At 73.8% G+C, this 25,814-nt stretch carries 23 protein-coding genes and 1 tRNA gene; 16 read left to right on the forward strand and 8 right to left on the reverse strand.

What is annotated here, in order from left to right:
* Positions 1-22: 22 nt before the first annotated feature.
* The 8 genes from LPU43_RS14720 (at position 23) to LPU43_RS14750 (ending at position 8,929) form a co-directional block, all read left to right on the forward strand.
* Positions 23-1,498 (forward strand): outer membrane protein assembly factor BamB family protein, encoded by a 1,476-nt coding sequence (locus LPU43_RS14720; RefSeq protein WP_229400966.1) that lies wholly within the window; start codon positions 23-25, stop codon positions 1,496-1,498.
* 78 nt (positions 1,499-1,576) lie between these two features.
* Positions 1,577-3,244 (forward strand): fumarate hydratase, encoded by a 1,668-nt coding sequence (locus LPU43_RS14725; RefSeq protein WP_229400967.1) that lies wholly within the window; start codon positions 1,577-1,579, stop codon positions 3,242-3,244.
* A 275-nt stretch (positions 3,245-3,519) separates the two neighbouring features.
* Positions 3,520-3,777, forward strand: a complete 258-nt coding sequence (locus LPU43_RS14730) for a hypothetical protein (protein WP_229400968.1) — start codon at positions 3,520-3,522, stop codon at positions 3,775-3,777.
* 87 nt (positions 3,778-3,864) lie between these two features.
* Positions 3,865-4,104, forward strand: coding sequence for a GntR family transcriptional regulator (locus LPU43_RS28920; RefSeq protein WP_373321716.1), 240 nt, complete (start codon positions 3,865-3,867; stop codon positions 4,102-4,104).
* A gap of 190 nt (positions 4,105-4,294) precedes the next feature.
* Positions 4,295-5,704: a class II fumarate hydratase gene (locus LPU43_RS14735; protein ID WP_229400969.1), complete on the forward strand. Its 1,410-nt coding sequence runs from the start codon at positions 4,295-4,297 to the stop codon at positions 5,702-5,704.
* A 303-nt stretch (positions 5,705-6,007) separates the two neighbouring features.
* Positions 6,008-6,418, forward strand: a complete 411-nt coding sequence (locus LPU43_RS14740; RefSeq protein ID WP_229400970.1) for a pyridoxamine 5'-phosphate oxidase family protein — start codon at positions 6,008-6,010, stop codon at positions 6,416-6,418.
* A gap of 46 nt (positions 6,419-6,464) precedes the next feature.
* The gene (locus LPU43_RS14745) at positions 6,465-7,157 is read left to right on the forward strand and encodes an HAD family hydrolase (protein ID WP_229400971.1); all 693 of its coding nucleotides are present in this window, start codon (positions 6,465-6,467) and stop codon (positions 7,155-7,157) included.
* Positions 7,158-7,246: 89 nt separating this feature from the next.
* The gene (locus tag LPU43_RS14750; RefSeq protein ID WP_229400972.1) at positions 7,247-8,929 is read left to right on the forward strand and encodes a S8 family serine peptidase; all 1,683 of its coding nucleotides are present in this window, start codon (positions 7,247-7,249) and stop codon (positions 8,927-8,929) included.
* 183 nt (positions 8,930-9,112) lie between these two features.
* Here the strand turns inward: LPU43_RS14750 and LPU43_RS14755 are convergent, their stop codons facing one another.
* The gene (locus tag LPU43_RS14755; RefSeq protein WP_229400973.1) at positions 9,113-10,417 is read right to left on the reverse strand and encodes a DUF559 domain-containing protein; all 1,305 of its coding nucleotides are present in this window, start codon (positions 10,415-10,417) and stop codon (positions 9,113-9,115) included.
* A 289-nt stretch (positions 10,418-10,706) separates the two neighbouring features.
* Entirely contained in the window at positions 10,707-11,396 is a 690-nt protein-coding gene (locus tag LPU43_RS14760; protein ID WP_229400974.1) for an IclR family transcriptional regulator, read from the reverse strand.
* A 63-nt stretch (positions 11,397-11,459) separates the two neighbouring features.
* Between LPU43_RS14760 and cysS the strand changes: the two genes are divergently transcribed.
* Both cysS and rlmB read left to right on the forward strand, forming a co-directional pair.
* Positions 11,460-12,875: a cysteine--tRNA ligase gene (cysS, locus tag LPU43_RS14765; RefSeq protein WP_229400975.1), complete on the forward strand. Its 1,416-nt coding sequence runs from the start codon at positions 11,460-11,462 to the stop codon at positions 12,873-12,875.
* Positions 12,875-14,020, forward strand: a complete 1,146-nt coding sequence (gene rlmB / locus LPU43_RS14770; RefSeq protein WP_229400976.1) for a 23S rRNA (guanosine(2251)-2'-O)-methyltransferase RlmB — start codon at positions 12,875-12,877, stop codon at positions 14,018-14,020. Before cysS ends, rlmB begins: the two co-directional genes overlap by 1 nt.
* Positions 14,021-14,217: 197 nt before the next feature.
* On the opposite strand, the gene LPU43_RS14775 is transcribed toward rlmB, so the two are convergent.
* Entirely contained in the window at positions 14,218-15,309 is a 1,092-nt protein-coding gene (locus LPU43_RS14775) for an ABC transporter ATP-binding protein (protein ID WP_229400977.1), read from the reverse strand.
* 365 nt (positions 15,310-15,674) lie between these two features.
* Here LPU43_RS14775 and LPU43_RS14780 point away from each other — a divergent pair.
* From LPU43_RS14780 to LPU43_RS14795, 4 genes are all read left to right on the forward strand, one after another.
* Positions 15,675-15,748: transfer RNA gene (locus tag LPU43_RS14780), tRNA-Thr, on the forward strand.
* Positions 15,749-15,812: 64 nt separating this feature from the next.
* On the forward strand, positions 15,813-16,211 hold the full coding sequence (locus tag LPU43_RS14785) for a helix-turn-helix domain-containing protein (RefSeq protein ID WP_229400978.1): 399 nt from the start codon (positions 15,813-15,815) through the stop codon (positions 16,209-16,211).
* Between the two features lie 35 nt (positions 16,212-16,246).
* Positions 16,247-16,666 carry a VOC family protein gene (locus LPU43_RS14790; protein WP_229400979.1) on the forward strand — a complete coding sequence of 140 codons (420 nt, stop codon included), beginning with the start codon at positions 16,247-16,249 and terminating at the stop codon, positions 16,664-16,666.
* A gap of 57 nt (positions 16,667-16,723) precedes the next feature.
* On the forward strand, positions 16,724-17,347 hold the full coding sequence (locus tag LPU43_RS14795; protein WP_229400980.1) for a histidine phosphatase family protein: 624 nt from the start codon (positions 16,724-16,726) through the stop codon (positions 17,345-17,347).
* On the opposite strand, the gene LPU43_RS14800 is transcribed toward LPU43_RS14795, so the two are convergent.
* Both LPU43_RS14800 and LPU43_RS14805 read right to left on the reverse strand, forming a co-directional pair.
* Positions 17,335-17,919 (reverse strand): hypothetical protein, encoded by a 585-nt coding sequence (locus LPU43_RS14800; protein WP_229400981.1) that lies wholly within the window; start codon positions 17,917-17,919, stop codon positions 17,335-17,337. The genes LPU43_RS14795 and LPU43_RS14800 overlap by 13 nt on opposite strands.
* Before the next feature lie 223 nt (positions 17,920-18,142).
* On the reverse strand, positions 18,143-18,676 hold the full coding sequence (locus LPU43_RS14805; protein WP_229400982.1) for a hypothetical protein: 534 nt from the start codon (positions 18,674-18,676) through the stop codon (positions 18,143-18,145).
* A 165-nt stretch (positions 18,677-18,841) separates the two neighbouring features.
* Here LPU43_RS14805 and LPU43_RS14810 point away from each other — a divergent pair, with 165 nt between their 5' ends.
* Both LPU43_RS14810 and LPU43_RS14815 read left to right on the forward strand, forming a co-directional pair.
* Positions 18,842-21,223 carry a M4 family metallopeptidase gene (locus LPU43_RS14810; RefSeq protein WP_229400983.1) on the forward strand — a complete coding sequence of 794 codons (2,382 nt, stop codon included), beginning with the start codon at positions 18,842-18,844 and terminating at the stop codon, positions 21,221-21,223.
* A 143-nt stretch (positions 21,224-21,366) separates the two neighbouring features.
* Positions 21,367-22,134, forward strand: coding sequence for an enoyl-CoA hydratase/isomerase family protein (locus LPU43_RS14815; RefSeq protein WP_229400984.1), 768 nt, complete (start codon positions 21,367-21,369; stop codon positions 22,132-22,134).
* Positions 22,135-22,213: 79 nt separating this feature from the next.
* On the opposite strand, the gene LPU43_RS14820 is transcribed toward LPU43_RS14815, so the two are convergent.
* The 3 genes from LPU43_RS14820 to LPU43_RS14830 form a co-directional block, all read right to left on the reverse strand.
* Positions 22,214-23,521, reverse strand: a complete 1,308-nt coding sequence (locus tag LPU43_RS14820; RefSeq protein WP_229400985.1) for a hypothetical protein — start codon at positions 23,519-23,521, stop codon at positions 22,214-22,216.
* Between the two features lie 130 nt (positions 23,522-23,651).
* Complete coding sequence (locus LPU43_RS14825; protein WP_229400986.1) at positions 23,652-25,187, reverse strand: FAD-dependent oxidoreductase; 1,536 nt, start codon at positions 25,185-25,187, stop codon at positions 23,652-23,654.
* A gap of 58 nt (positions 25,188-25,245) precedes the next feature.
* Positions 25,246-25,728: an MSMEG_6728 family protein gene (locus LPU43_RS14830; protein ID WP_229400988.1), complete on the reverse strand. Its 483-nt coding sequence runs from the start codon at positions 25,726-25,728 to the stop codon at positions 25,246-25,248.
* Positions 25,729-25,814: the final 86 nt, after the last annotated feature.

Here is a 25,814-nt window from a genome sequence, read left to right on the forward strand (position 1 = left end):
GGTCGTCGTTACCGTGTCCGATGTGGCGAAGGTGGGCGGCCTCAGGTTGCGTGGCTGGTTCCTGCTCGGCCTCGTCACCGTGGTCGCCCTCGCCGCGACCGGGGTGTGGAACCCGTTCCCCACCCTGTGGGACTGGGTCGACCGCAGCGAGCCGATCTCCGAGCCCGACGTGGTCTGGCAGCAGCGCGTCGGCGGGACCCCGAGGAGCGTCACCATCGCCGGTGACACCGTCGTCGTCGAGCAGCGCACCCGGGTCGAGGCGCGCAGCCTCGCCACCGGCGCCCAGCTCTGGGACCGCAAGGCCGACTGGGCGGCCGTGGCCGGCGCGGACCGGGACGCGGTCGTCGCCGTCGGCAAGCTCCTGTCGAAGGGGTACGAGCTGCTCGACCCCGCCACCGGCGCGACCCGCCGCCGCGACGCTCAGGCGGTGGCCGTCTGGACGTACCGGAACCTGCTGCTCGACGCCCGCTGCCTGGAGGCGACCGACTGCACGCTCAGCGCCTGGGACCCGCGCGGCACCGAGCCGCTGTGGACGGCGTTCCTGCCCGGCGTCAGCGCCGGGTTCCTCGCCGACAATCCCGACCTGCGCGGCACCCGCCGGCTCAGCAGCCCGCGCGTCGACGGCGGGGTGGCCGGGCCCGAGTCGGCGCCTCCGCTGCTCGGCTTCCCCGTGGACGGCCGGGTGCACGTCGTGGACACCGCCACCGGCCGGGTGCTCCAGAACGTCGAGCCCGGCCGCGACGAGCGGCTCGCCGTGATCGGCGGCCGGATGCTGCGGATGCGGGCGGTCGGCCAGGACGGGGTGTGCGCGTTCACCCTCACCGGGTACGACCCGGGGACCGGCCGGGAGGTGTGGCGGCGCACCGGGATCAACCCGCGCACCGCCGACAGCGCCGGCTGCGTTCAGCGGGAGGACCCACAGGGCGCGCGGAACGTGCTGCTCGGCGTCGCCCCGGACGGCCGGGAGGCGGTCGTCGACGGGTACGACGGCCGGCTGCTCCAGGTCAACGCCGAGGGCGAGCGGCTGGTCGCGGTCGACGACCGGTACGCGCTGGTGCGTACCGCCGACAGGCGCTCGATCGCGGCCAGGGAGCTGGGCGCGGACCGGACCCGGTGGACCCGGGCGGTCGGGGAGGGCGGCGGCGCGCTCACCCCGTACGCGGCGGTGCTCGCCCAGGAGAAGCCGAACCGGCTGATCGCGCTGGACCCGCGTACCGGAAGGGAGCTGGTCGTGCTGCGGACCTCGGCGAAGGCCCTGGCCGTGGGGCCGGCGGGCATGGTGATCGGCGAGGGCCGCGAGATCGGGTACGTCCGGTTCGGCGCGGGCGGGGCCGGCCCGGGCGCGCCGGCGGGGCCGCCGCCCGGTGGCGGCGACGACGGCGTCCCCGGCCCGGGGAGCAGCGGCGGCGTCCCGGACGGCGGCGGTGACCCGGGCGGTGACGACCCCTGCGGACCGAAGCGCGAGCTGTGCCCTGAGCCCGGCGGCAAGGACGGCTGAGCGCGAGGTGAGAGCGGGGTCCCAGGACCGACCCGTCGGGTGCCACCGATCGGTTGCTCTGCCCTAGGCTTTCCGCTCATGAGCAGTGCCGCCGCGTTCTCCTACGCCCCCTTGCTGCCGACCGGGCCCGACCAGACCGAATACCGCCTGGTCACCGACGAGGGCGTCGACGTCGTCAACGGTCCGGGGGGCCGTCGGTTCCTCACCGTGGACCCGGCCGCGCTGACCGCGCTGACCGCCGAGGCGATGCACGACATCGCCCACTACCTGCGCCCCGCCCACCTGGCCCAGCTCCGGTCGATCATCGACGACCCGGCGGCCTCGCCGAACGACCGCTTCGTCGCGCTGGACCTGCTGCGCAACGCGAACATCGCCGCCGGCGGGGTGCTGCCGATGTGCCAGGACACCGGCACCGCGATCGTGATGGGCAAGCGCGGTCGGCACGTGCTCACCGACGGCGGCGACGCCGAGGCGATCTCCCGGGGCGTCTACCAGGCGTACACGAAGCTCAACCTGCGCTACTCCCAGCTCGCCCCGCTGACCATGTGGGATGAGCGGAACACCGGCAGCAACCTGCCGGCGCAGGTGGAGATCTACGCCGAGGACCCGGACGGCCACCCCGACGCGTACAAGTTCCTGTTCATGGCCAAGGGCGGCGGCTCGGCCAACAAGTCCTACCTCTACCAGGAGACCAAGGCGCTGCTGAATCCGACGCGGATGATGCAGTTCCTGGAGGAGAAGCTGCGGCTCATCGGCACCTCGGCCTGCCCGCCGTACCACCTGGCCGTCGTCATCGGCGGCACGTCCGCCGAGTACGCGCTGAAGACCGCCAAGTACGCCTCGGCGAAGTACCTCGACACGCTGCCCACCTCCGGGTCGCCCACCGCGCACGGCTTCCGCGACCTGGAGCTGGAGGCGCAGGTGCTGGAGCTGACCCGCAACTTCGGCATCGGGGCGCAGTTCGGCGGCCGGTACTTCTGCCACGACGTGCGGGTGGTCCGGCTGCCCCGGCACGGCGCGTCCTGCCCGGTGGCGATCGCCGTCTCCTGCTCGGCGGACCGGCAGGCGGTCGCCAAGATCACCCCGTCGGGCGTGTGGCTGGAGCGGCTCGAAACCGACCCGGCGCGTTTTCTGCCCGACGTCACCGACGAGACGCTGGACGCCTCCGACGTGGTGCGCGTCGACCTGAACCGGCCGATGGCCGAGATCCGCGCCGAGCTGTCCAAGTACCCGGTGAAGACCCGGCTGTCGTTGACCGGCCCGCTGGTCGTGGCCCGGGACATCGCCCACGCGAAGATCGCCGAGCGGCTCGACGCGGGCGAGCCGATGCCGCAGTACCTCCGCGACCACGCCGTCTACTACGCCGGCCCGGCCAAGACCCCCGAGGGGTACGCCTCCGGCTCGTTCGGCCCGACCACCGCCGGCCGGATGGACGCGTACGTGGAGAAGTTCCAGGCCGCCGGCGGCTCCCAGGTGATGCTCGCCAAGGGCAACCGTTCCGCCCAGGTCACCCGCTCCTGCGCCCAGCACGGCGGCTTCTACCTCGGCTCGATCGGCGGCCCGGCCGCCCGCCTCGCCCAGGACTGCATTCGCCACGTCGAGGTGCTGGAATACCAGGAGCTGGGCATGGAGGCGGTCTGGAAGATCGAGGTGGAGGACTTCCCGGCCTTCATCGTGGTCGACGACAAGGGCAACGACTTCTTCGCCGAGGTCACCAAGCCGGTCCTCACCGTCGGCCGCCGCTGATCCACGCAGACCAAGGAGCCCCGGCCATCTGGCCGGTGCTCCTTGGGCGTCGCTGTGTTCGGATGACCCCCGGCAGTCGTACGACTCGTACTTGTAGAGGGCCGTCGCGCCGTCCCCGCGATCCTGGTCGGAGAGGGTCAGAGCGCTACCACGCGAGCCGGGGGCCGACTGCATGATGCCACTGCTGTAAGCCGTAGGTGGCCACCTGTAAATCAGTTAGGTTGCCTCCTGAATATGCCTTCAGTGGCAATATTGGTGCGTGTCAGAGTGGCCACATGGCGGGCGACCTTGAGGCAGCGTCGGAGGCGTACCGGGCGGCCCTCCAGCGGGTACAGGATGGGCTCGCGGAGGTCGCCTCGGCCCGTGCCGATGTTCCAAAGGTGCGCGAACGGCTGGCCGTCGCCATCGTGGCGGCGTACCAGAACGGCGCGCGGGTTGGTGAGATCGCCCGGGTCGCCGGCTACGGCCGCGAACAGGTCCGGCGGATCTTGCGAGCTGCCGGTGTGGAGTCTGGTAAGACCGGTGACGCTTGAGCGTCAAAGGGGTTGAGTAGCGCTGCGATTCTTGGCATGACTCCTGTTGCCCGTGATGATGAAGCCGTGACCGCGAGGATCAACCCGATGTCGCCGGTTCCGCGATACCGGCAACTCGCCGCAATCCTCCGAAAGGCGATTGAGGCCGGCGAGTACCCGCCGGGGAGCCGGCTCCCGTCCGAGAAGACGTTGCCCCAGACTTACGGTGTGGCGCGCGAGACCGCCTCCAAGGCAATGGACGCACTGGCGGCCGAGCGCCTGGCCGTCATGGTTCCCGGTGTGGGCTGGCATGTCCCGCCAGAGGCAGCCGGGATCCCCGACGCTTAGGGGCCTGTGTCGAAGGCGGGAGATGTAGGCCGAAGATCGTGCTCGATCCTGGAAAGAGTGGCCTCCGACTGGGAGTGTCACCCCTCTTTCCCTGATCGAGCGCGATCTTGTCCTCCCGGTCGAGCGGTCGCGGGCCCGCCCGTTCGCCGGAGCGGGCGATCATCTGCGGGCCGGCGGCGGGCGGGGCAGGATGGTACGCGTGACGACTCCAGAGGCAGCGGGCTACCGGATCGAACGCGACTCGATGGGCGAGGTGGAGGTGCCCGCCGACGCGCTGTGGCGCGCGCAGACCCAGCGCGCGGTGCAGAACTTCCCGATCTCCGGGCGCGGCATCGAACCGGCCCAGATCAAGGCGCTGGCCCAGATCAAGGGCGCGGCGGCGCAGGTGAACGGCGAGCTGGGCGTGATCGACACGGAGGTGGCCGCCGCCATCGCCACCGCCGCCGCGCACGTGGCCGACGGCGGGTACGACGACCAGTTCCCCATCGACGTCTTCCAGACCGGCTCGGGCACCTCGTCGAACATGAACACCAACGAGGTGATCGCCACCCTGGCCGGCCGGGAGCTGGGCCGGGACGTGCACCCGAACGACCACGTGAACGCCTCGCAGTCGAGCAACGACGTCTTCCCCTCCTCGATCCATCTGGCGGCGACCCAGTTCGTCGCGGAGGATCTGATCCCCTCGCTGAAGCACCTGGCCGAGGCGCTGGAGGGCAAGGCGGCCGAGTTCGAGACCGTCGTCAAGGCCGGCCGCACGCACCTGATGGACGCCACCCCGGTCACCCTCGGCCAGGAGTTCGGCGGGTACGCCGCCCAGGTCCGCTACGGCGTCGAGCGGCTGGAGTCGGCGCTGCCCCGGCTGGCCGAGCTGCCGCTCGGCGGCACCGCCGTGGGTACCGGGATCAACACCCCCCTCGGCTTCGCGGCGGCGGTGATCGACCGGCTGCGCGAGTCCACCGGCCTGCCGCTGACCGAGGCGCGCAACCACTTCGAGGCGCAGGGCGCCCGGGACGCGCTGGTGGAGACGTCCGGGCAGCTCCGCACAATCGCGGTCGGCCTCTACAAGATCGCCAACGACATCCGCTGGATGGGCTCGGGCCCCCGCGCCGGCCTGCGCGAGCTGCGCATCCCGGACCTTCAGCCCGGCTCCTCGATCATGCCCGGCAAGGTGAACCCGGTGGTCGCCGAGGCCGTCCGGCAGGTCTGCGCGCAGGTCGTCGGCAACGACGCGGCGGTGGCCTTCGCCGGCTCGCAGGGCGACTTCGAGCTGAACGTGATGCTGCCGGTGATGGCCCGCAACCTGCTGGAGTCGATCAAGCTGCTGGCCGCGTCGAGCCGCCTGCTGGCCGACCGCTGCGTGGCCGGCCTGGTCGCGAACGCCGACGTCTGCCTGGCGTACGCTGAGGGCTCGCCGTCGATCGTCACCCCCCTGAACCGCTACCTCGGGTACGACGAGGCCGCCTCGATCGCCAAGGAGGCGCTCGCCAAGGAGATGGCGATCCGGGACGTGGTGATCGCCCGGGGGCACGTGGCGGACGGCAAGCTCAGCGCCGAGCAACTGGACGAGGCCCTCGACCTGCTCCGGATGACGCACCCGTGACACACCCCTGAACCGCCGCCGGGGTCGTCCGGTCGGGGCGGGGGGATGCTGACAACTCCTCATCGAGCTGCCCCGTCCGTGCTACCAGTCCCGCCGGTCCGGGTCTCTAATCCGGTTCCTGATCTGTCCGGGTCCTCGCCGTCCCTCGGGCCGGCGGGGAGACCGATGTCGGATCTATCCTCGGCCGGGGGAGAGCCAGCCGAGGATAGGAAGTGGGGCAGGCATGGAGTTGACCGGCACCGACCGGCGCGGGAGCAGCCGCAACGGGTCCGACGCCGTGCGGGCCCTCGTGGCGGTGCCCCCGTGGTGACCGGCAGGGCCGAACCCCAGCCGGAGGTCCTGGACAGGCTCGACCGGGAGCGGATCGCATGGCTGTGCACGGTGCGGCCGGACGGCTCGCCGCACGTCACGCCCGTCTGGTTCCTCTACCGGGACGGCGAGTGGTGGATCTGCACCCAGGAGCGGAACCGCAAGTTCCGCAACGTCGTCGCCGACCCCCGGGTGTCGCTGGCGCTGCCCGACGGAGTATCCCCGGTCGTCGCCGAGGGCGATGCCGCCGTCGTACGTGCGCCCTTTCCCCGGGCGGTCGTGGACGGCTTCCGCCGCGAGTACGACTGGGACATCACCGTTCCGCCCGGTGGCAACGTCCTGCTCCGGGTCGTCGTCACCCGTTGGTTGATGGCCGGTTCCGCCCCGGACGACCGCCCCACCTGACCACACGGCCCTCACGCTCGTGGCAATCGGTGACATTCTTTCCGCCATGCTGACCCACGTCGTGTTCGACGCCGACGAGACCCTGCTCGACCTTCGCCCGGCGGTGACCGCCGGGCTGGCGCTCGTACTCGAGGAGATGCGGAGGCTGACCCCGGCGGCGGCCGGTGTCAGCCTCGCGGACCTGGAATCCGACTGGGCTGCGGTCTTCGGCGCGATGAGCGCCGCCCCGACCCTGGAGATCAGGCGGGCCGCGTTGGCCCGGTCGCTGGGCCGGGCCGGCCTCGAAGGGCACCTCGACGAGGTCGCGGCGCTCTTCTTCGCCCGGCGCTTCGCGCTGACCCGGCCGTTCCCCGACGCGCTGCCGGCGCTCGCCGCCCTGCGCGAGCGGTACACCCTGGGCTACGCCACCAACGGCAACAGCCGCGCGGAGCGCTGCGGCCTCGCCGGCCAGTTCGCCTTCGAGGTGTACGCGCACGAGAACGCCCTGCCGAAGAAGCCCGCGCCCGAGTTCTTCGCCGCGGTGGCCGCGGCGGCCGGGGCGCCGCCGGAGCGGATCGCGTACGTCGGCGACTCGCCGGGCCTCGATGTGCACGCCCCGCGGCGGGCCGGGATGCGGGCCGTCTGGCTCAACCGCACCGGCGTGCCGCGCCCGGACGACCTGCCTGCCGACGCCGAGGAGGTGTCCACCCTGGCCGAGCTCCCGGAGGTGCTCGCGCGGCTGGCGGCGATCAAAGCCTGATACGCGTCCATTACGGACTCCCGCCTGGCGGAACTGGTGCCGGTGAGATGGGATTGCTGCCACGTCCCTCAACGAGAGGATCTGATGTGGTGAGCAAGCGCTTCACCGCCAGCGCCGTCGCAGCCGCGACGGCGCTGGCACTGACGGTGACCGGCGTGGTGGGCCCGGCGAACGCCGAGCCGGCGGACACCCGGGAGTTCACCGTCGTGGCGGAGTCCGGCGTCTCCGCCGACGCGGCGGTCGCCGCGATCACGGCTGCGGGCGGCACGGTGGTGTCCCGCACCGACGAGGTCGGCCTGTTCCGGGTCACCAGCGACCGCGCCGACTTCGCCAGCCGGGCGACCGCGAACGCCGCCCTGCTCGGCGCCGCCCCGAAGCGGGCGATCGGCCGTAAGCCGAAGCTCGACCGGGTCGAGCAGGAGCACCTGCTGGCCCGCGCGAAGGCCACGGCCAAGGGCGCCGCAGCCAAGGGGGCCGCCAAGCGGGGCAAGAAGATGGACCCGCTCGACGAGCGGCTCTGGGGCCTGGACATGATCCGGGCCGACGAGGCCCGCAAGGTGGAGCCGGGCGACCGCCGGGTCACCGTCGGCGTCCTGGACACCGGCGTCGACGCCAGCAACCCCGACCTGGCGCCGAACTTCAGCTGGTCGCTGTCGCGCAACTTCGCGCCCGACATCCCCGAGGTCGACGGCGAGTGCGAGGTGGCGAGCTGCCTCGACCCGGTCGGCACCGACGACGGCGGCCACGGCACCCACGTCGCCGGCACCATCGGCGCAGCCGCCAACGGCTTCGGCCTCTCCGGCGTGGCCCCGAACGTCACGCTGGTCGAGCTCAAGGGCGGCCAGGACTCCGGCTACTTCTTCCTCGACCCGGTGGTCAACGCCCTCGTGCACGCCGGCAACGTCGGCCTGGACGTGGTCAACATGTCCTTCTACGTCGACCCGTGGCTGTACAACTGCACCGCGAACCCGGCCGACTCGCCGCAGGCGCAGGCCGAGCAGCGGGCGACCATCGAGGCCATGCGGCGGGCGCTCGACTTCGCGCACCGCAAGGGCGTGACCCTGGTCGGCTCGCTGGGCAACAACCACGAGGACCTGGGCGCGCCGCGCACCGACATCTCCAGCCCGGACTACGGGGCCGACCCGTACCCCCGGCCGATCGACAACGCCACGTGCTGGGACCTGCCGGTGGAGGGCCCGCACGTGATCGGCGTGTCGGCGGTCGGCCCGTCCGGCAAGAAGGCCGACTACTCCAACTACGGCACCGAGCAGATCTCGGTCGCAGCCCCGGGCGGCTGGTTCCGGGACGGCTTCGGCACGGACACCTACCGCCTCGACGCCAACATGATCCTCTCCACCTACCCGAAGCACGTCCTTCAGGAGGAGGGGTCGGTCGACGAGAACGGCAACATCGTCGCCGGCTTCGAGGAGTCGGTGTTCAAGGAGTGCCGACCCAACGGCGCCTGCGGCTACTACACCTACCTCCAGGGCACCTCGATGGCGTCGCCCCACGTCAGCGGCGTCGCCGCGCTGATCGTCAGCAAGTACGGCGAGAAGACCCGGGGTGACCTGGGCATGGACCCGGGCAAGGTGGAGCGGCAGCTCTACCGCACGGCCGCCGAGCGGGCCTGCCCCGAGCCGCGCCTGCAGACCTACACCAACGAGGGCCGGGACGCCGAGTTCGACGCGTACTGCGCCGGCGGCCCGTCGTTCAACGGCTTCTACGGTCACGGCATCATCGACGCGTACGCGGCGGTGACCAGGCGGATCTGACCGCCGGACGGATTGGGGGCCCGGGCGACGACCCTTGTCGCCCGGGCCCCGCCATGTCGGCGGCATGGGGCGTTCCGGTGGAGGCCGTTCCCGCCACGCCGCCGACATGGCGGCCGTGACCATGACGCTCCGGGGCGGCCCGGGGTGGCCCGGCCCGGTCCCCGGGTCGTCGGGGGCAGCCGGTCATCGCCGCCAACCGCGCGCGACCAGCGCGGCGCGCACCTCGCGGACGACGGACGGGAAGTCGCGCTGGAGCCGTTGGCTGGTCACGTGCAGCACGACCCAGCCGGCCCCGACGAGGTGGTTGAGGCGCTGGCGGTCCCGGTGGAGCTGGTCGGCGTCGGCGTGCCACTGCCCGTCGTACTCGACCGCGACCCGGAGATCGGGCCATGCCAGGTCCGGGTGCAGGACCCGCCCCGACGCCCCCGGGACCGGATGCTGGGTGACCGGGCGGGGCAGCCCGGCCAGGACGAGCCGGACCCGCAGGCGGGACTCCGCGGGCGACTGCGCGCCGGCGTCGGCCAGCCCGAACACCCAGCGGGCGCGCCGCCCGCCGGGACGGTCGGCGCTCTGCTCGGCGATCGCGGTCAACGCCGCCGGAGTGGTCAGGCCCATGCCGAGCAGGCTGTCGACGATGGCCACCGCCGGGACCGGGTCCAGCCACACGGCGCTCTCCCAGGCGGCCTGGGCCGGCAGGGTCCGCCGGATGCCGGTCGCCCGGCCTCCGGTCGCCATGCTGCCGCCGGTCGCCCGGCCTCCGGTCGCCATGCTGCCGCCGGACGCCCGGCTCCCGGTCGCCATGCTGCCGCCAGACGCCCGGCTCCCGGTCGCCATGCTGCCGCCGGACGCCCGGCTCCCGGTCGCCATGCTGCCGCCAGACGCCCGGCTCCCGGTCGCGAGGCCGCCGTTGAACTCCACGGCGTCGCCGGTCGACACGCTTCCGGTCACCAGGATGTCGCCGAGCGCCGGCGCGTCGCCGGTGGCCAGGCCGCTGCCGGTTGGCGGGCTGGCATCGAGCGCCAGGCCGTCGAGCGCCAAGCCGTCGAGCGCCAAGCCGTTGTTCGCCAAGGGGCCGCCCGCCAGGGCGTCGCCCGCTGGGCCGGCGGGGCTCGGCCCGACGGGCACCGGGGCGAGGGTGCAGGCCGCGCCGACGGTGTGCACGCGGATGCCCGCCTGGGAGTCGATCCGCGCCGACCGGGGGACGAGCACGTGCACGTCGTCGGTGAACGCGGCGGCGTGCGCGACCCCGTGCAGGTAGGCCGCCGACGGGCCGGCGACCAGCGCCTCCGGGGGCAGCCGCAGCAGCGCGGCGCGACAGGCCAGGCCGTGGTCGCGGGGGAGCCGGGAGTCGGCGTACACGTCCTGGCGCAGGCGCCGCCAGGACGCGCCGCGTAGCTGGTGCCGGGTGAGCAGCCCGCGCTGGACGGCGTCCGAGCCGCGGAAGACGTCCCAGGTCAGGGCCTCGGGTCGTACGTGTTTTGGGGGCATGTCGCCAGCGTGGTCCCTCCGCCGCCCCACGCGACAGCCCTGTGGACAACCGCTCGGCCCGGACCGTCCCCACCCTGTGGACAACCGCCCCGCCCCGCGCCATCTGTGGTAGTCGCGGTGCCATGTCGGCGACATGGCGGCATCCGGCCCACGGGGACCCCGCCATGTCGCCGACATTGCGGCCCGGCCCGGCGGCCCGGCCCGGCGGCCCCGGCCCGGCGGCCCCGGCCCGGCGGCCCCGGCCCGGCGGCCCCCGGCGGCCCGGCGGCTCGGTGGGCGGGTCGGTCGGTCAGGGGGACAGGGCCGTGGCGATGGCGCGGGCCGCCGCGAGCACCTGCTCCCCGACGACCTCCGGGTCCAGCGGGGTCAGCGCCACCACGCCGACGCTCGCCTCCAGCCCGGGCACGCCGAGCACCGGCGCGGCCACCCCGTGCGCCCCGGGCTGCAACTCGCCGCTGGAGGCCACCGGCCCGACGGAGCCCGCCCGCCCGGCGAGGATGGCCCGCCCGGCCGCGCCCCGGTCCAGCGGGTGCCGCGTCCCGGTCCGGTACGCGACGTGGAACGACGTCCAGCTCGGCTCCACCACGGCCAGGGCGATGCCCTCGCCGCCCTCGACCACCGTGAGGTGGGCGGTCGCGCCGGCCTGCTCGGCGAGCCGGCGCAGGGCGGGCAGCGCGCCCTCGGCGAGCAGCGGCTGCGCCCGCCGGGCCAGGTGCAGCACGCCCGCGCCGAGCCGCAGTCGGCCGTCGCCGTCGCGCCGCACCATGCCGTGCCCGCTCAGCGCGCCGACCAGCCGGTAGACGGCGGCCCGGCCGATGCGCAGCCGGTTCGCCGCCTCGGTGACGGTCAGCCCGCCCGGGGCGTCGGCGACCAGGTGCAGCAGCCGAAGCCCCCGGTCGAGGGTCTGGGACGTCTCGCCCGCGGGTGCCCCCGCGTCGCTACGGGCCGTCCTGCCGTCGTGCCGCGCCGCGTCATCCACGTGGGGCAGCGTACGACCCGGCACGGGACGACCCGGGTAGGTGTGGACGGCTACCCTTGTACGGTGACGCTACGCTTGTATGACACCGCCACCCGATCGGTGCGGGACTTCGTCCCGCGGGAAGCCGGCAAGGTGGGGGTCTACCTGTGTGGTCTCACGCTCCAGGGCCCTCCGCACATCGGTCACCTTCGATCGGGCGTCAATTACGACGTGTTGCGCCGCTGGCTGCTGGCGCAGGGGTTCGAGGTCCGGTTCATCCGCAACCTCACCGACATCGACGACAAGATCCTGGTCAGGGCCGTCGAGCAGGGCCGGCCGTTCTGGTCGATCGCGTACGCCAACGAGCGGGCGCTGAGCGAGGCGTACCGGGCGCTGAACGTGCTGCCGCCGACGTACGAGCCGCGCGCCACCGGGCATGTCCCCGAGATGCACGAGCTGATCGCGAGGCTGATCGACGCCGGGCACGCCTACCCGGCCACCGACGGCTCCGGCGACGTCTACTTCGACGTGGCCTCCTGGCCGGCGTACGGCGCACTGTCCAACCAGTCGCCCGACGCGATGCAGGCCGCCGACGACGCCCCGGAGCGGGGCAAGCGCGACCCGCGCGACTTCGCCCTGTGGAAGGGCGCGAAGCCCGACGAGCCGGCCGACGCGTACTGGCCCTCCCCGTGGGGGCGGGGGCGGCCCGGCTGGCACATCGAGTGCTCCGCGATGTGCTGGCGCTACCTGGGGGCCGAGTTCGACATCCACGGCGGCGGGCTCGACCTGACCTTCCCGCATCACGAGAACGAGCTGGCCCAGTCCCAGGCCGCCGGCCTGCCGTTCGCCCGCTACTGGGTGCACCACGGCCTGCTCAGCATCGCCGGCGCGAAGATGGGCAAGTCCCTCGGCAACGCCCTCGACCTGGCGTACGTCGCGTCGCTCGGGGTGCGCCCGGTCGAGCTGCGCTACTACTACGCCGCCGCGCACTACCGCTCCCGCATCGACTACACGGAGGAGTCGCTGCGCGAGTGGGCCAGCGGCTACCGCCGGATCGAGGGGTTCGTCCAGCGGGCCGCCGAGCGGGTCGGCCCCGCGCAGCGCGGCGAGCTGCCCGCCGGCTTCGTCGCGGCGATGGACGACGACCTGAACACCTCGGCCGCGCTGGCCGTGCTCCAGGACGTGCTGCGGGACGGCAACACCGCCCTGGCGACCGGCGACGATGTGACCGTCCGCACGGCGCTCGGCTCGACGCGGGCGATGCTGGATATCCTCGGCATCGACCCCCTCGACGAGGGCTGGGCCGGTGACGCCCGCGCGGACGACCTGCGCGGCGTGGTCGACTCCCTGGTCGCGCTGGCCCTGGAGCAGCGCGCGCAGGCCCGCAGTCGCAAGGACTGGGCCGCGGCGGACGCCGTCCGCGACCAGCTCAAGCTGGCCGGCGTGGTCGTCGAGGACACCCCCCAGGGGCCCCGTTGGACTATTGGAGAGCAGGACTGATGGCCGGCAACTCGCAGCGCCGTGGCCGGCGACTGACGCCGAAGGCGGGTGCCCCGAAGGGCTCCGGCGGCAAGAACAAGGACGCCCTCGCGGGCCGGGGCAGGACACTGCCCGCCGACGAGCGGCCCTGGCACAAGGCGTACTCGGGCACCGAGAAGCTGCCCCAGCGCACCGCGTGGAAGCAGGACAAGGAGCGCCGGGCGGCGGTCGAGGAGGGGCGCGCCCCGAAGATCGGCAAGCCCGGCACCAAGGACACCACCTGGGGCAAGGGCAGCCGGGCCGGCGTGCCGCTGCGCGGCGGCGCGGGCGGGCGGGGCGGCGCGGGCGGCCGGGGCGGCAACACCGGCGGGCGTACGGGCCCCCGGGTCGCGCCGGGCCGCAAGTCCAACCCGTCGAAGGACACCCCGGAGCTGCTGGTCGGGCGGAACCCGGTGCTGGAGTCGCTGCGCGCCCAGGTGCCGGCCACCGCCCTCTACACGGCGCACGGCATCGAGACGGACGACCGGGTCAACGAGATCGTCCGCACCGCCGCCGACCGGGGCATCGCCATCCTGGAGATCAGCCGGGCCGAGCTGGACCGGATGACCGGCGGGGTGCTGCACCAGGGCGTCGGCCTCCAGGTGCCGCCGTTCGCGTACCAGCCGTTCGAGGACCTGGTGGCCGCGTCGCTGGAGCAGAGCGCCCCGCTGCTGGTCGCGCTGGACGGCGTCACCGACCCGCGCAACCTCGGCGCGGTGATCCGCTCCGCCGCCGCGTTCGGCGCGCAGGGCGTCTTCGTACCGGAGCGGCGGGCGGCCGGGATCACCGCGACCGCCTGGCGGACCAGCGCGGGCGCGGCGGCGCGGGTCCCCGTCGCCCAGGTCACCAACCTGACCCGGTCGCTGAAGGCGTGCCAGGAGGCGGGCTTCATGGTCGTCGGCCTGGACGCCGACGGCGAGACCGACCTCTACGACCTGGAGGCCGCCGTCGGCCCGCTGGTCGTGGTCGTCGGCTCCGAGGGGCGCGGGCTGTCCCGGCTGGTCGGCGAGACCTGCGACCTGACCGTGAGCATTCCCATGATCTCCGAGGTGGAGTCGCTCAACGCCAGCGTCGCCGCCGCCGTGACCCTCGCCGAGGTGGCCCGCCGCCGCGCCGCGGAGGCGTGACCGGGCCTCATCAGAACGCCGACCGGCGGGCCGTCCCCACCCGGGGGCGGCCCGCCGCCTGTCAGGGCCCCCCTTCGCCGGTACGAGGAGGGGGCCGTCCGCCGCCCGTCCGGGCCCTTCGGCCGTACGACGAAGGGGGCGGCCCGCCGTTCGGCGGACCGCCCCCTCAGCGTCGCTGAGTGGTGCTGGCGGCTACGTCAGATCCGCTTACCGGTGGCGGCGTTGAAGACGTGCGTACGACCGGCGTGCGGCCTGACGAACACGGTGTCGCCCATGTTCGGCATGGTGCGCCGGTCGGTGCGCACCACGAAGCGCTCGTTGTGGCCCCCCAGCGCGGCGTGGCCGTACACGTTGGCGTCCGAGCCGAGGTCCTCCACCAGCTCGACGACGATCGGGATACCGCCGTCGTGCGGGCTCACCAGCTCGCAGTCCTCCGGGCGGAAGCCCACGGTCACCTTTCCGTCGCCGCCCTCGGCGCGGGCCGCCTCGACCTGCTCGCGGGTCAGCGGGAGGTGCAGGTCGGCGAACGCCGCGCCCCGCTCGGTCAGCGGGACGGTCTTGATGTTCATGGCGGGGGAGCCCATGAAGCCGGCGACGAAGACGTTGGCCGGGGTGTCGTAGAGCGCCCGGGGGGTGTCCACCTGCTGGAGGACGCCGTCGAGCAAGACCGCCACCCGGTGACCCATGGTCATGGCCTCGACCTGGTCGTGGGTGACGTAGACCGTGGTGATGCCGAGCTTTGCCTGCATCGACGCGATCTGGGTACGGGTCTGCACCCGGAGCTTGGCGTCGAGGTTCGACAGCGGCTCGTCCATGAGGAAGACCTGCGGCTCCCGGACGATCGCCCGGCCCATCGCGACCCGCTGGCGCTGACCGCCGGAGAGGGCCTTGGGCTTGCGGCCGAGGAACTCGTCGAGCTGGAGCATCCCGGCAGCCTCCTTGACCCGCCGGTCGATCTCGTCCTTCGGGGTCTTGCGCAGCTTCAGCGCGAACGCCATGTTCTCGTACACCGACATGTGCGGGTAGAGGGCGTAGTTCTGGAAGACCATCGCGATGTCGCGGGCCTTCGGCGGCAGGTGGGTGACGTCGCGGTCGCCGATGTAGATCGCACCGTCGTCGACGTCCTCCAGGCCGGCGAGCATGCGCAGGCTGGTGGACTTGCCGCAACCGGAGGGGCCGACGAGGACGAGGAACTCGCCGTCGCCGATCTGAAGGTCGAGCTGGTTCACTGCGGGACGCTCGGTGCCCGCGTAGATGCGGGACGCCTTCGCGTAGGTGACCGTGGCCATGCTGGAGCGCTTCCTCTCACCGGCAGGAACGTGCCGGACGATCCGAGTGAAGGAGCGACCGGCGCCGTGCGGCGCCGGCCTTCGGGCGACGTGCCGGGCAGCCGGAGGCCGCCGGAGATGTCATCCGTGTCACTGCACCGTAAACGGGTTTCCGCAACCTGCCAAGACGGGAAGCCCCGGATGGGACGGACCCCATGCACATTCCGGGCAGTCGGGCACAGCCAGGCATCAATCTCCGCACCGCCGCCGTCACCCACCGCCGAACGTTCCATGACGGAGTCGGGCAGATGACGTTTTCCGTGCTCGGAGGGCCTGCCCGGGGGCAGGTGCGGTGCCCTGTCGCTTATGCTGACCACGCACGACCTGCCCCTGTAGCTCAGCTGGCCAGAGCACTCGCCTTGTAAGCGAGATGTCGCCGGTTCGATCCCGGCCGGGGGCTCCGCAGTTCCACCGGCGTCCCGGGAGGCGGGATTCCGGCGTCCGACGGCCGTACTGGGAGTGGGATGAGCCGCGCCGTGGAGGAGTCCAACCGCGCGATGCTGCGCGCCCGGGACGCCATGGACCGGGCGTACGCCGAGCCGCTCGACATTCCCGCCCTGGCCCGGATCGCGCACGTCTCCCCGGCGCACTTCATCCGCACCTTCCGCGCCACCTTCGGCGAGACCCCGCACCGCTACCTGCAACGGCGGCGCGTCGAGCGGGCCATGTACCTGCTGACCCAGACCGGGCGCGACGTCACCGAGGTCTGCTACGCGGTGGGCTTCGGCAGCCTCGGCACCTTCAGCCGGACGTTCCGGCGGATCGTGGGCGAGTCGCCGACGGAGTACCGCCGCCGCAGGGCCCCGGCGGACGTGCCCGGGTGCTTCGCGATGGCCTGGATGCGACCCAGCAGTTTTGGATAAGCGCCGGGTCGGGCCGGACGCCTAGCGTGATCGGCATGACGATGAACGCGATCAGCCGCTCCCAGATCTACGTCCTCGACCAGGACGAGGCGCTCGACTTCTACGTCGGCAAGCTCGGCATGGAGGTCAACACCGACGCGGATCTCGGTTTCATGCGCTGGCTGACGGTCAACCTCCCCGGCGACCCGGAGCGGGAGATCCTGCTGGAGAAGCCCGGCCCGCCGGCCCTCGACCCGGCGACCGCCGAGCAGGTCCGGGAGCTGCTCACCAAGGGAGCGCTGCCCGGCTCCCTCTTCATGACCACCGACGACGCCCACCGGACGCACAAGGAGCTGGTGGCGAAGGGGGTGGAGGTCACCGACGAGCCGACCGACCGCCCGTACGGCATCGACTTCGGCATCCGGGACCCGTTCGGCAACAAGATCCGCATCGGTCAGATGTTCCCGCGCGGCTGAGCCGGGGGCCCGTCGGGGGCGCGGGTAACATCGCGCCTCCCGACGTGTGAGGTGACGATGGCGAGCCGCCTGCTCTACCTGGCCCGGCACGGCGAGCAGGACCGGTCGTCCGGCGCGGCGGACGACCCGCCGGAGGTCGGCCTCTCCGACCGGGGCCGCCGGCAGGCCGAGCTGCTCGGCGAGCGGTTGGCCGCCGTGCCGTTGGCCGCCGTCCACCACGGGCCGCTGCCCCGGGCCGCCGAGACGGCCGCGCTGGTCGCCCGGTCGCTGCCCGGGGTTCCGGTGTACGCCACCGAGCTGGCCGGGGACCATCTGCCGCACGACACCGACCCGGTCGGCCTGCCCCCGTCGCACGCGCGGCTCCTGGCCTCCTACTCGCCGGCCGAGCGGGTCGACGGGCCGCGGCTGACGGCGGCGGCCGTGGCCCGGTTCGCCACCACCCCAGCCGACGGCGACGACCGGGTGCTGGTGGTCACCCACACCTTCCTGATCGCCTGGCTGGTCCGGCAGGCGCTGGACGCCCCGCCGGGGCGCTGGCTCGGGCTCAGCCACCAAAACGCCGGGCTCACGGTGATCCGCTACAGCTCGGCCGGCCCGCCGGTCCTGGTCGCCGTCAACGACGTGGCCCACCTGCCGGCCGAGCTGCGCGGCACCGGGCTGCCCCCGGACTACCGTTTTTGACGCCCACCCGCGTGCTCCAGCGCGCCGCGTACCTCGACGAGGCGCTCCTCGGGACGCTTGCCGGCCGGTAAGTTCAACATGCTCACCAGGGCAAAGCTCCCGCTGTCGGCCCACGCGCAGGCGTGTGCGGTGAGGCCGTTGGACGAGTAGCGGCTGCACGCCGCGACGCCGCCCAGCGGCCCCGGGGGCACCGCCCGCACGTCGCTCACCTTTGGCAGGCCGGAGAAGACCCGGGCCAGGGTCGCCTGTGGATCGCGGACCCGCCCGGAGACGCCGCTGACCATGAGCGCTGCTCCGCCTTTGACGGGCGCCCAAGCGGTGCCGACGGCGCTAATCGTGTCGCCGTCGAGGAACTGCCTGAACTGGCCCATGTTCTTCTCGGCGGGCCCGCGGAGGTGTCTGTCCAGCGACTGGGGCCAGTCGAGCAGGACGTCCGGCGCGTCCAGTCGCACCTCAACCGCCGGTGTGGGCACCGGTTGCTCGGCGGGCCGGCGGCCGGCGTCGTCGGAGAGGCGGGCGCATCCCGTGGCGAGTAGCACCCCGCAGAGCGCGAGCGCGGCGACGCGAGCCACCCGTGGTCCCGCCCCCGCCGGCCTCGTTCCCGTCATGCGCCACCCCCGCTCTCGTCCTCGGCGGCAGGACGATACCGTACGTGTTCTCCGCTTGGTGCCCCGCTGGTCACGGGCCGCCGGCTGCGGATCCTGTGCGGAGGCTACAAGGGGCTCATCCCAGCCGCGGCCGGGGGCGGCCGACTCGGGGTGCGGGGTGACGGGCCGGGTCAGCCGGTGGGCCGGATCAGCCGGCGGTGGTGAGCACGAGCGCCGCCAGTTCCGCCGCGATCGGCGGCGGCGTGCCCGCCACCGGGCAGTCGGTCCAGTCGACGGTGACGCCGCCGACGGTGAGCCGGTACTCGAAGGCGTCCGAGCACCGACCGTCGGGGCCCGCGATGCCGCCCGAGGCGAGCCGGGGGTCGGCGGCGAGCCGCCGCAGCCGGTCGAGGTCCGCCCCCGCCAGGCGGCCGGTACGGCGGGCGCCGGCCCGGTCGACGGCCGTCCACCGCCCGTCCGGCTCGACGGTGACCGTGTCGTCGCGGCCGGCGTAGCCGCCCGAGCGGGACACCACGAGGCGGGCCGCCGTCGGGGCCGGGGACGCCTCCGCCGGGGCGGTGCCACCGGGATTCCCGGGGAGGGCCGGCGACCCCGTCGCGGCCGACGACGGTACGGGGCCGGGCGGCGGCGGTGCGGGCGGGCCGGGGTCGCCGGCCGAGCACCCGCCGGTCGCCGCGAGGAGTGCGCCGACGAGGGCGGCGCGCAGGCGAGTCGATCTCATGACCGTCGGACGTGTCCCGATCGCGCCCGGTTCCGTCGCCTTGGCTCCTCACCCTTTCGGTCAATGTTCCGGCCTGGAAGCGCTTCCCCCTTCCCCTCGCCTCGAAAGATCTCTATATCTACATGCGTGACTACCCCCGTCACACTTCTCCTCCCTGGAGGGCACGTGAAAAGAACCATCGCCGCCGCCGGTGCAGCGCTGCTCACCGGCGGCCTGCTCGCCGGCGTCGCCAGCACGGCGCAGGCGGCAACCCCCGCCGCCCCCGCCCCGGACCGCGCCGAGTCGGTCCTCCGCAGCAACCCCGGCGCCGTCCAGGGCACCAGCGCGGAGGCGTACCAGGCGGTCCGCACGAAGGTGGACGCCAACGGCGCGTCGCACACCCGCTACACCCGGACGTACAACGGCCTGCGGGTGTACGGCGGTGACTTCGTCATCCACGCCGCGCCCAACGGCGACCTCGCCGGGACCTCGGTGGGCCTCGCGGCGCCGCTGACCCTCGGCACCAGCCCGAAGGTCACCGCGGCCAAGGCCAAGGAGGCCGCCGGCAAGGCGTTCTCCGGCTCGCTGACCTCGGTGGGCGCCCCGGAGCTCTTCGTCGACGCCAGCTCCGGCAAGGGCCGCCTCGCCTGGGAGACCGTCGCCTCCGGCTGGAAGGCCGACAAGCAGACGCCGTCGAAGCTGCACGTCATCACCGACGCGGTCACCGGCAAGGTCATCGGCTCGTACGACGAGATCGAGTCGGTCGCCGGCACCGGCACCGGCGTCTACAGCGGCGCGGTCAGCATCGACACCACGCTCTCCGGCAGCACGTACCAGTTGATCGACCCGGTGCGTGGCAACGGTCGTACCTGCGACATGAACAACGGCACGTCGACCTGCACCACGCTCACCGACCCCGACAACGCGTGGGGCACCGGCGCCACCTCCAACCGGCAGTCCGCCGCCGTGGACGCCCACTTCGGGGCCGCCAAGACGTACGACTACTTCAAGAACGTGCACGGCCGCAACGGCATCTTCGGCGACGGCCGGGGCCTGCCGAGCCGGGTGCACTACGGCAACAACTACAACAACGCCTTCTGGGACGGCGCCCAGATGACGTACGGCGACGGCGCCAGCAACTCCCGCCCGCTGGTCTCCCTCGACGTGGCCGGCCACGAGATGAGCCACGGCGTCACCGAGGCGGTCGCCGGCCTGGTCTACTCCGGCGAGTCCGGCGGCCTGAACGAGTCCACCAGCGACATCTTCGGCAACATGGTGGAGTTCTACGCCAACGCGCCGAGCGACGCGGGCGACTACCAGGTCGGCGAGAAGATCAACATCAACGGCAACGGCACGCCGCTGCGCTACATGTACAACCCGTCGCTGGACGGCTCGTCCGACTCGTGCTGGTCGACCAGCACGAAGAGCAAGAACGTGCACTACTCCTCGGGCGTGGGCAACCACTTCTTCTTCAACCTCGCCGAGGGCAGCGGCTCCACCGCGTACGGCACCTCGCCGGTCTGCGGCTCCGCCCCGGCGGTGACCGGGATCGGCCGGGCCAAGGCCGAGAAGATCTGGTTCCGGGCGCTGGACACCTACTTCACCTCGAACACGTCCTACGTCAACACCACCACCCCGGCGAACACCTCCCGCGCCTACACGCTGCGGGCGGCCACCGACCTGTACGGCAACTGCTCCACCGAGTACAAGGCCGTCCAGGCGGCGTGGACCTCGGTGAACGTCGCCGGCAACGACGCGCCCTGCTCGTCGAACCCCGGCAACGACTTCTCGGTCTCGCTCTCCCCGACCTCCGGCTCGGTGGCGGCAGGCAGCTCGGTCTCCACCACCGTGGCGACCGCGACCACCGCCGGCTCCGCGCAGACCGTGGCGCTCTCCGCGTCCGGCCTGCCGAGCGGCGCGACCGCGTCGTTCAGCCCGGCCTCGGTGACCTCGGGCGCCTCGTCCACCCTCACCATCGCCACCACGACTGACACGCCGTCGGGCACCTACACCGTCACGGTCACCGGCACCGGCGCGGCGGCCAAGACGGCCACGTATTCGCTGACCGTCACCGGCGGCGGCACCGGCTGCGGCAGCGCGGGCCAGAAGCTCGGCAACGCCGGCTTCGAGTCCGGCAACACGACGTGGACGGCCAGCTCCGGCGTCATCGCCCAGCACGGCACCAGCCAGCCCGCCCGCACCGGCACCTGGAGCGCCTGGCTGAACGGCGCCGGCACCACCCGCACCGAGACCCTGTCCCAGTCGGTGAGCCTGCCGGCCGGGTGCAGCTCGTACAACTTCAGCTTCTGGCTGCACATCGACACGGCCGAGACCACCACCAGCACCCAGTACGACAAGCTCACGGTGCAGGTGCTCAACTCGTCCGGCACCGTGCTGTCGACCCTGGCCACGTACTCGAACCTGAACAAGGCCACCGGCTACAGCCAGAAGTCGTTCTCGCTGGCCTCGTACGCCGGACAGACCGTCACGCTGAAGTTCACCGGCACGGAGGACGCCTCCCTCCAGACCTCCTTCGTCGTCGACGACACCGCGGTCGACGTCGCCTGACGTAGCCGTACCGCCGGCACCTGAGCGTGCCGTCGACGGGCCCGGCGGCCACCCACGCGGGTGGTCGCCGGGCCCACGGGCGTTATGGTCGCCGCACCGGCCCGGCGCACCCGCGCCCCGGCCGGGCGAAGGAAGGTGGGACGGTGTCGGACGCGGAGCTGACCGTCGAGGTGACGGGCGCGGTGGCCACGGTCTTGATCAGCAACCCGGCGCGGCGCAACGCGATGACCCCGGCCATGTGGCGGCAGCTCCCGACGCTGCTGGACCGGCTGGAGGCGGACGATCGGGTCCGGTCGCTGGTGCTCACCGGGGCGGGCGGCACCTTCTGCGCGGGCGCCGACCTGGGCGACCTCGACGAGCTGCTGGACGCCGGTGACACCAGCATCGCCGTCGCCGCCGAGGAGCGGCTCGCCGCCTTCGCCCGCCCGACCGTCGCCGCGATCTCCGGTGCCTGCGTCGGGGGCGGCTGCCAGCTCGCGGTCGCCTGCGACCTGCGGCTCGCCGCCGCCGACGCCCGGTTCGGCGTGCCGCCGGCCCGGCTGGGATTGGTCTATCCCGCGCCCACCACCCGGCGGCTGGCCGGGCTGGTCGGCCCGTCCGCCGCGAAGCACCTGCTGTTCACCGCCGAGCTGATCGACGCCGAGCGGGCCCTGCGGATCGGGCTGGTCGACGAGGTGCTGCCGCCCGACGCGCTCGCCGCCCGGGTGGCGGCGCTCACCGCCACGATCGCCGAGCGCTCGCGCCTCACCGTCACCGCCGCGAAGGAGATCGTCGACGGGCGGGCGGACCCGGACCGGATCGCCTGGTGGCACGGGCAGGTCCGGGCCAGCGGGGAGGCCCGGGAGGGCGTCGCGGCGGCCAGCGAACGCCGGCCGCCCCGGTTCCGCTGGGCCCCGCCCACCGCCGGCTGATGCCCGGCTGGCGGCCGGTTGGCGGCGCGGGACGGTGGCCGGTTGGCGGCGCGGGACGGCGGCCGGCGGCGGGTGGTGATCACGGTAGGTCGGCGGGGGAGAGCCCGGCGACGTGCTCCGACCTGCCGACCACCTCGTCGGGGCGGCGCTGCCGGCCGCTGCGGGCGGCGGCCCGGGCGCTGGCCAGCGGGCGGTCGACCCGGTCGGCCATCCGCACGATCAGCTCGCCGTCCAGCAGTGGCCGGTTCACCTCACCGGCCACCGCGAGGGCCGGCCCGGAGACCGACCGCCAGATCGCGGCCAGCCCGGCACCAAGCCCGACCAGGGCGACGGCGGCGCGGGCGGTGGGGGAGCCGGTCGCGGCCACCGCGCTCACCCCGACCACCGCGAGGAGCGCCACCAGCAGCGGTACGAGGACCGGCCAGAAGATCCCCCGGGCGGCCTGCACCACCAGCTTCCGGTCCCGGATGATCACATTTCGGGCGACGACCGCGTAGTCGTCCTCGTCGAGCAGGTCCCGGGGGTTCAGCCCCCCGGTCAGTACGCCCCGCCACAGCTCGCCCTGGTTGCGCAGCTCCCGGGCCAGCTCGCCGAGGCCGGCCTCGGCCGGGTCGCCCATCCCGGCCCGGGCGACGGCGTCGGCCCAGGCCGCGAGCGACCGACGCACCACCGCGGCCGAGTACGGCGGCAGCACGCTCGCCAGCTCGTCGAGCCAGCGTCCGATCTGGAACCGGCGGCCGGCGAAGCGCCACGGCACCTGGTCGGCGTCGCCGCGCCGGACGGTGTCGGCCAGCGACCGGCCGAGCCGGTACGCCAGCCCCACCCGGTGGTTGGTGGCCGTCGCCCAGCGGAGCACGTCGACGTTGAGGTCGTCGAGGGCGAGCAGGAACTCGTCCGCCTCGGTCGGCGGGACCGCCCGGACGGCGGTAGTGGACGGCGGAACCCCGGGGCTGTCGGCTCCGACCGAGCCGGCCTCCGTGCCGGCGCTGCCGGAGCCGGAGCCGGCGGTGCCGGGGTCGGGGTCGGGACGGGTGCCGGGGCCGGGCGCGGCGGCCCGGGTGGAGGCGGGGCCGGGCGGGGCGGCGCGGGTCAGGTCGGCGATCTGGGCGAGGGCGACGTCGACGCCGTCCAGGTACATCCGCATCCGCCGCCGACCGGACATCTCGGTGACGTTGGTGAGCTTCGCCGGTGGCGTCTTCGGCCGCTCGTCCGTGGTCAGGTCGGCGGTCTGCGCGTGGTGGTACGCGTCGGCCAGCCACCAGCCCAGCCGCAGCGCGGTCACGACGCAGGCCCGCTCGTCGCACGGTGGTCCGTGCGCGTCGTCCCCTCGGGCGGCGTCGTCGACCGGCGGCCGGTCGGCCGGCCCGCGCCGGTGCGCTGTCGACACCCCTGCCCCGCCCTCCCGGCTGCCCCCGTCGCTGCGGCCGATGGGCCCGCCAGGAGAGCCTAGAACAGCAGATGACCGTTTTGCCGGGATTTGGAGTTGTTAACGGGGGGCCCTTCCTCTACCGAAAGCGTTAAGAAGGGGCCCTTCCTTTCAGCAAGCCGTGGGGGCGGATCGAGTGGAGCGGTTCCGCCGCCGCGCCGCACGAGCGCAGGACGTGGTTCGCCGCGACGATCCCCGTCGCCGCCGCGCGCTCCATCAGGGCGCTCGGGAGGTCGGTGCGGATGCCGTCGCCGGCCAGGTACAGGCCGTCGGCGTCGGTGCGCACCCCCGGCCGCCCCGCGTGGCTGCCGGGGGCGAACGCCGGGGCCTTCGCCTCCACCCGGGCACGCAGCTCGCGCACCCGCAGCCGGGCCGCCTCCGGCCAGAGCGTCACCAGCTCCGCGCGCATCCGCTCGGCCAGCTCCTCGGCCGGCACGCCGGCGTCGCAGGCGTACGCGTGCAGCTCCAGCACCGAGCCGCCGGTGCGCTCCGCCCAGCGGCGGGACTCGTTCTCCAGCCGGTGGTAGAGGGTCACCGAGTCGAGGGTGGGCTGCCGGGACACGCCGCTGAACACCGCCCGTCCCGGGTCGACGTCCCCGTCGCACCAGTACCGCGCCACCGCGTACGGCGGGCCGGGGGTGCCGAACGTGGGCGCGGCGGCCACCAGCCTCGGTGCGGCCCCGGCGAGCACCGGGGAGGCCGCCACCAGCGCGGCCAGCGCGGGCGGGTCGACGGCGAGCACCACGTGCCCGGCCCGGTACGTCGTGCCGTCGGCCGCGCTCACCCGCCAGCCGTCCGGGCCCCGGTCCAGCCGGGTCGCGGCGGCGTCGGTGCGCACCCGCCCGCCGTGCCGCTCGACGTGCCGGGCCAGCGGCGCCCAGATGGCGGTGCCGTAGTCCTCGTCGGGGCAGTCGAACGCGAGCCCCTCCGGGTTGCCGAGCAGGTAGAAGTGGAACTGGGCGAGCATCTCGGCGGCCGACATCTCCGCCTCGTGGTTGAAGAACGAGTGGGAGAAGACCTCGAACAGCATCGCCCGGGCCCGGTCGGGCAGCCGCAGCGAGGTGAGCAGCTCGTCGGCGGTGGCCCGGTCGAACTCGGCGTACGTGCGCACCGGGTCGTAGGCGAGCAGCGGCAGCGCCGCGTCCCGGTCCATCGCCCGCAGGTCGGCCAGGCGCAGGCTCGGGCTGCGCAGCAGCAGGGCGAGCAGGTTCGCCGGCGCGGCCGGCGGCAGCCGGCCGAACTCCTCCGTCGGCCAGTCCGCGCTCAGCACCGGGTAGCCGGGGACCGGCCGCAGGAAGCGCAGCGCCGGGTCGATCCGGCGCAGGATCGACCGCCAGTTGTAGTACTGCCGGAAGAACGCGTGGAAGCCGTGCTCGTTGGCCCAGGTGTCGCCGTCCACCCGCTCCGGCCACGCGCCGAGCCGGCCGCCGAGCGTGGGCGCGGCCTCCAGCACGGTCACCCGCACGCCCCGCTCGGCGAGGACCACCGCCGCCGACATCCCGGCGATCCCGCCGCCCACCACCACCGCCTCGACCACGCCGGGCACGCGCGGGGCGCCACCGCCGCCGGGGTCCACCACGTGCCTGCGTACGCCGAGCAACCGGCCCATCACCCGAGACAGCGCCATGCGGCCCAGGCTAGAGGAAGGTGCCCCTTAACGCCTGAGGTGGAGAATGGTGCCCCTCTCACACTCCGGGGCAGCGGCGCTCGCGGTCCGAGGCGGGCCAGACGTACTCCAGGGTCGGGTCGACGTCGCCGAAGATCGGGCCGTAGTGCGCCGGGTCCTTGCGCAGCAGCGAGGAACGGTGGCTGCGGTGCAGGTCGTCGCGGCCCAGCCAGGGCGGCAGCTCGCCGGCGGCGGCCAGCTCCACCTGCGTGCGTACGGTGGCCAGGCCGCACGCGGCGGCCAGGTCGGTGGCCAGCGTCGCCGCGCAGGTGTCGGCCCGCCCCGGCTCGCACCACACCGCGCAGACGTCCAGGCCGTAGCGGACCAGCGCCTCCTCATACCCGGCCCACATCTTCACCGCCGGGTGGTTGCGCCAGCCGTAGCCCGGCCAGGTCAGCCCGCGCAGCACCTGGAGGGCCTCCACCCGCTGCTTGCCGAGGCGCTTCGCGTCCAGCGTCCGGGCGCTGGCCAGGAAGTCCGGGTACGGCAGGAACGTCTGCATGGCGCTGCTCTACCCGCCACCGACCGCGGCATTCGTGCACGATCACGGGGCTGCGGGGTCTTTCGCCCGCTGACTACGATTCGGCG

Source organism: Micromonospora okii, assembly GCF_020884795.1.
Lineage (GTDB): Bacteria > Actinomycetota > Actinomycetes > Mycobacteriales > Micromonosporaceae > Micromonospora > Micromonospora okii.

Bases quoted from the DNA above. Each gene is read 5' to 3' on its own strand.
- LPU43_RS14725 (WP_229400967.1), top strand. From the start codon at position 1,577: ATGAGCAGTGCCGCCGCGTTCTCCTACGCCCCCTTGCTGCCGACCGGG.
- LPU43_RS14730 (WP_229400968.1), top strand. From the start codon at position 3,520: ATGGCGGGCGACCTTGAGGCAGCGTCGGAGGCGTACCGGGCGGCCCTC.
- LPU43_RS28920 (WP_373321716.1), top strand. From the start codon at position 3,865: ATGTCGCCGGTTCCGCGATACCGGCAACTCGCCGCAATCCTCCGAAAG.
- LPU43_RS14735 (WP_229400969.1), top strand. From the start codon at position 4,295: ATGGTACGCGTGACGACTCCAGAGGCAGCGGGCTACCGGATCGAACGC.
- LPU43_RS14745 (WP_229400971.1), top strand. From the start codon at position 6,465: ATGCTGACCCACGTCGTGTTCGACGCCGACGAGACCCTGCTCGACCTT.
- LPU43_RS14755 (WP_229400973.1), bottom strand. From the start codon at position 10,417: ATGCCCCCAAAACACGTACGACCCGAGGCCCTGACCTGGGACGTCTTC.
- rlmB (WP_229400976.1), top strand. From the start codon at position 12,875: ATGGCCGGCAACTCGCAGCGCCGTGGCCGGCGACTGACGCCGAAGGCG.
- LPU43_RS14775 (WP_229400977.1), bottom strand. From the start codon at position 15,309: ATGGCCACGGTCACCTACGCGAAGGCGTCCCGCATCTACGCGGGCACC.
- LPU43_RS14785 (WP_229400978.1), top strand. From the start codon at position 15,813: ATGAGCCGCGCCGTGGAGGAGTCCAACCGCGCGATGCTGCGCGCCCGG.
- LPU43_RS14790 (WP_229400979.1), top strand. From the start codon at position 16,247: ATGACGATGAACGCGATCAGCCGCTCCCAGATCTACGTCCTCGACCAG.
- LPU43_RS14795 (WP_229400980.1), top strand. From the start codon at position 16,724: ATGGCGAGCCGCCTGCTCTACCTGGCCCGGCACGGCGAGCAGGACCGG.
- LPU43_RS14805 (WP_229400982.1), bottom strand. From the start codon at position 18,676: ATGAGATCGACTCGCCTGCGCGCCGCCCTCGTCGGCGCACTCCTCGCG.
- LPU43_RS14825 (WP_229400986.1), bottom strand. From the start codon at position 25,187: ATGGCGCTGTCTCGGGTGATGGGCCGGTTGCTCGGCGTACGCAGGCAC.
- LPU43_RS14830 (WP_229400988.1), bottom strand. From the start codon at position 25,728: ATGCAGACGTTCCTGCCGTACCCGGACTTCCTGGCCAGCGCCCGGACG.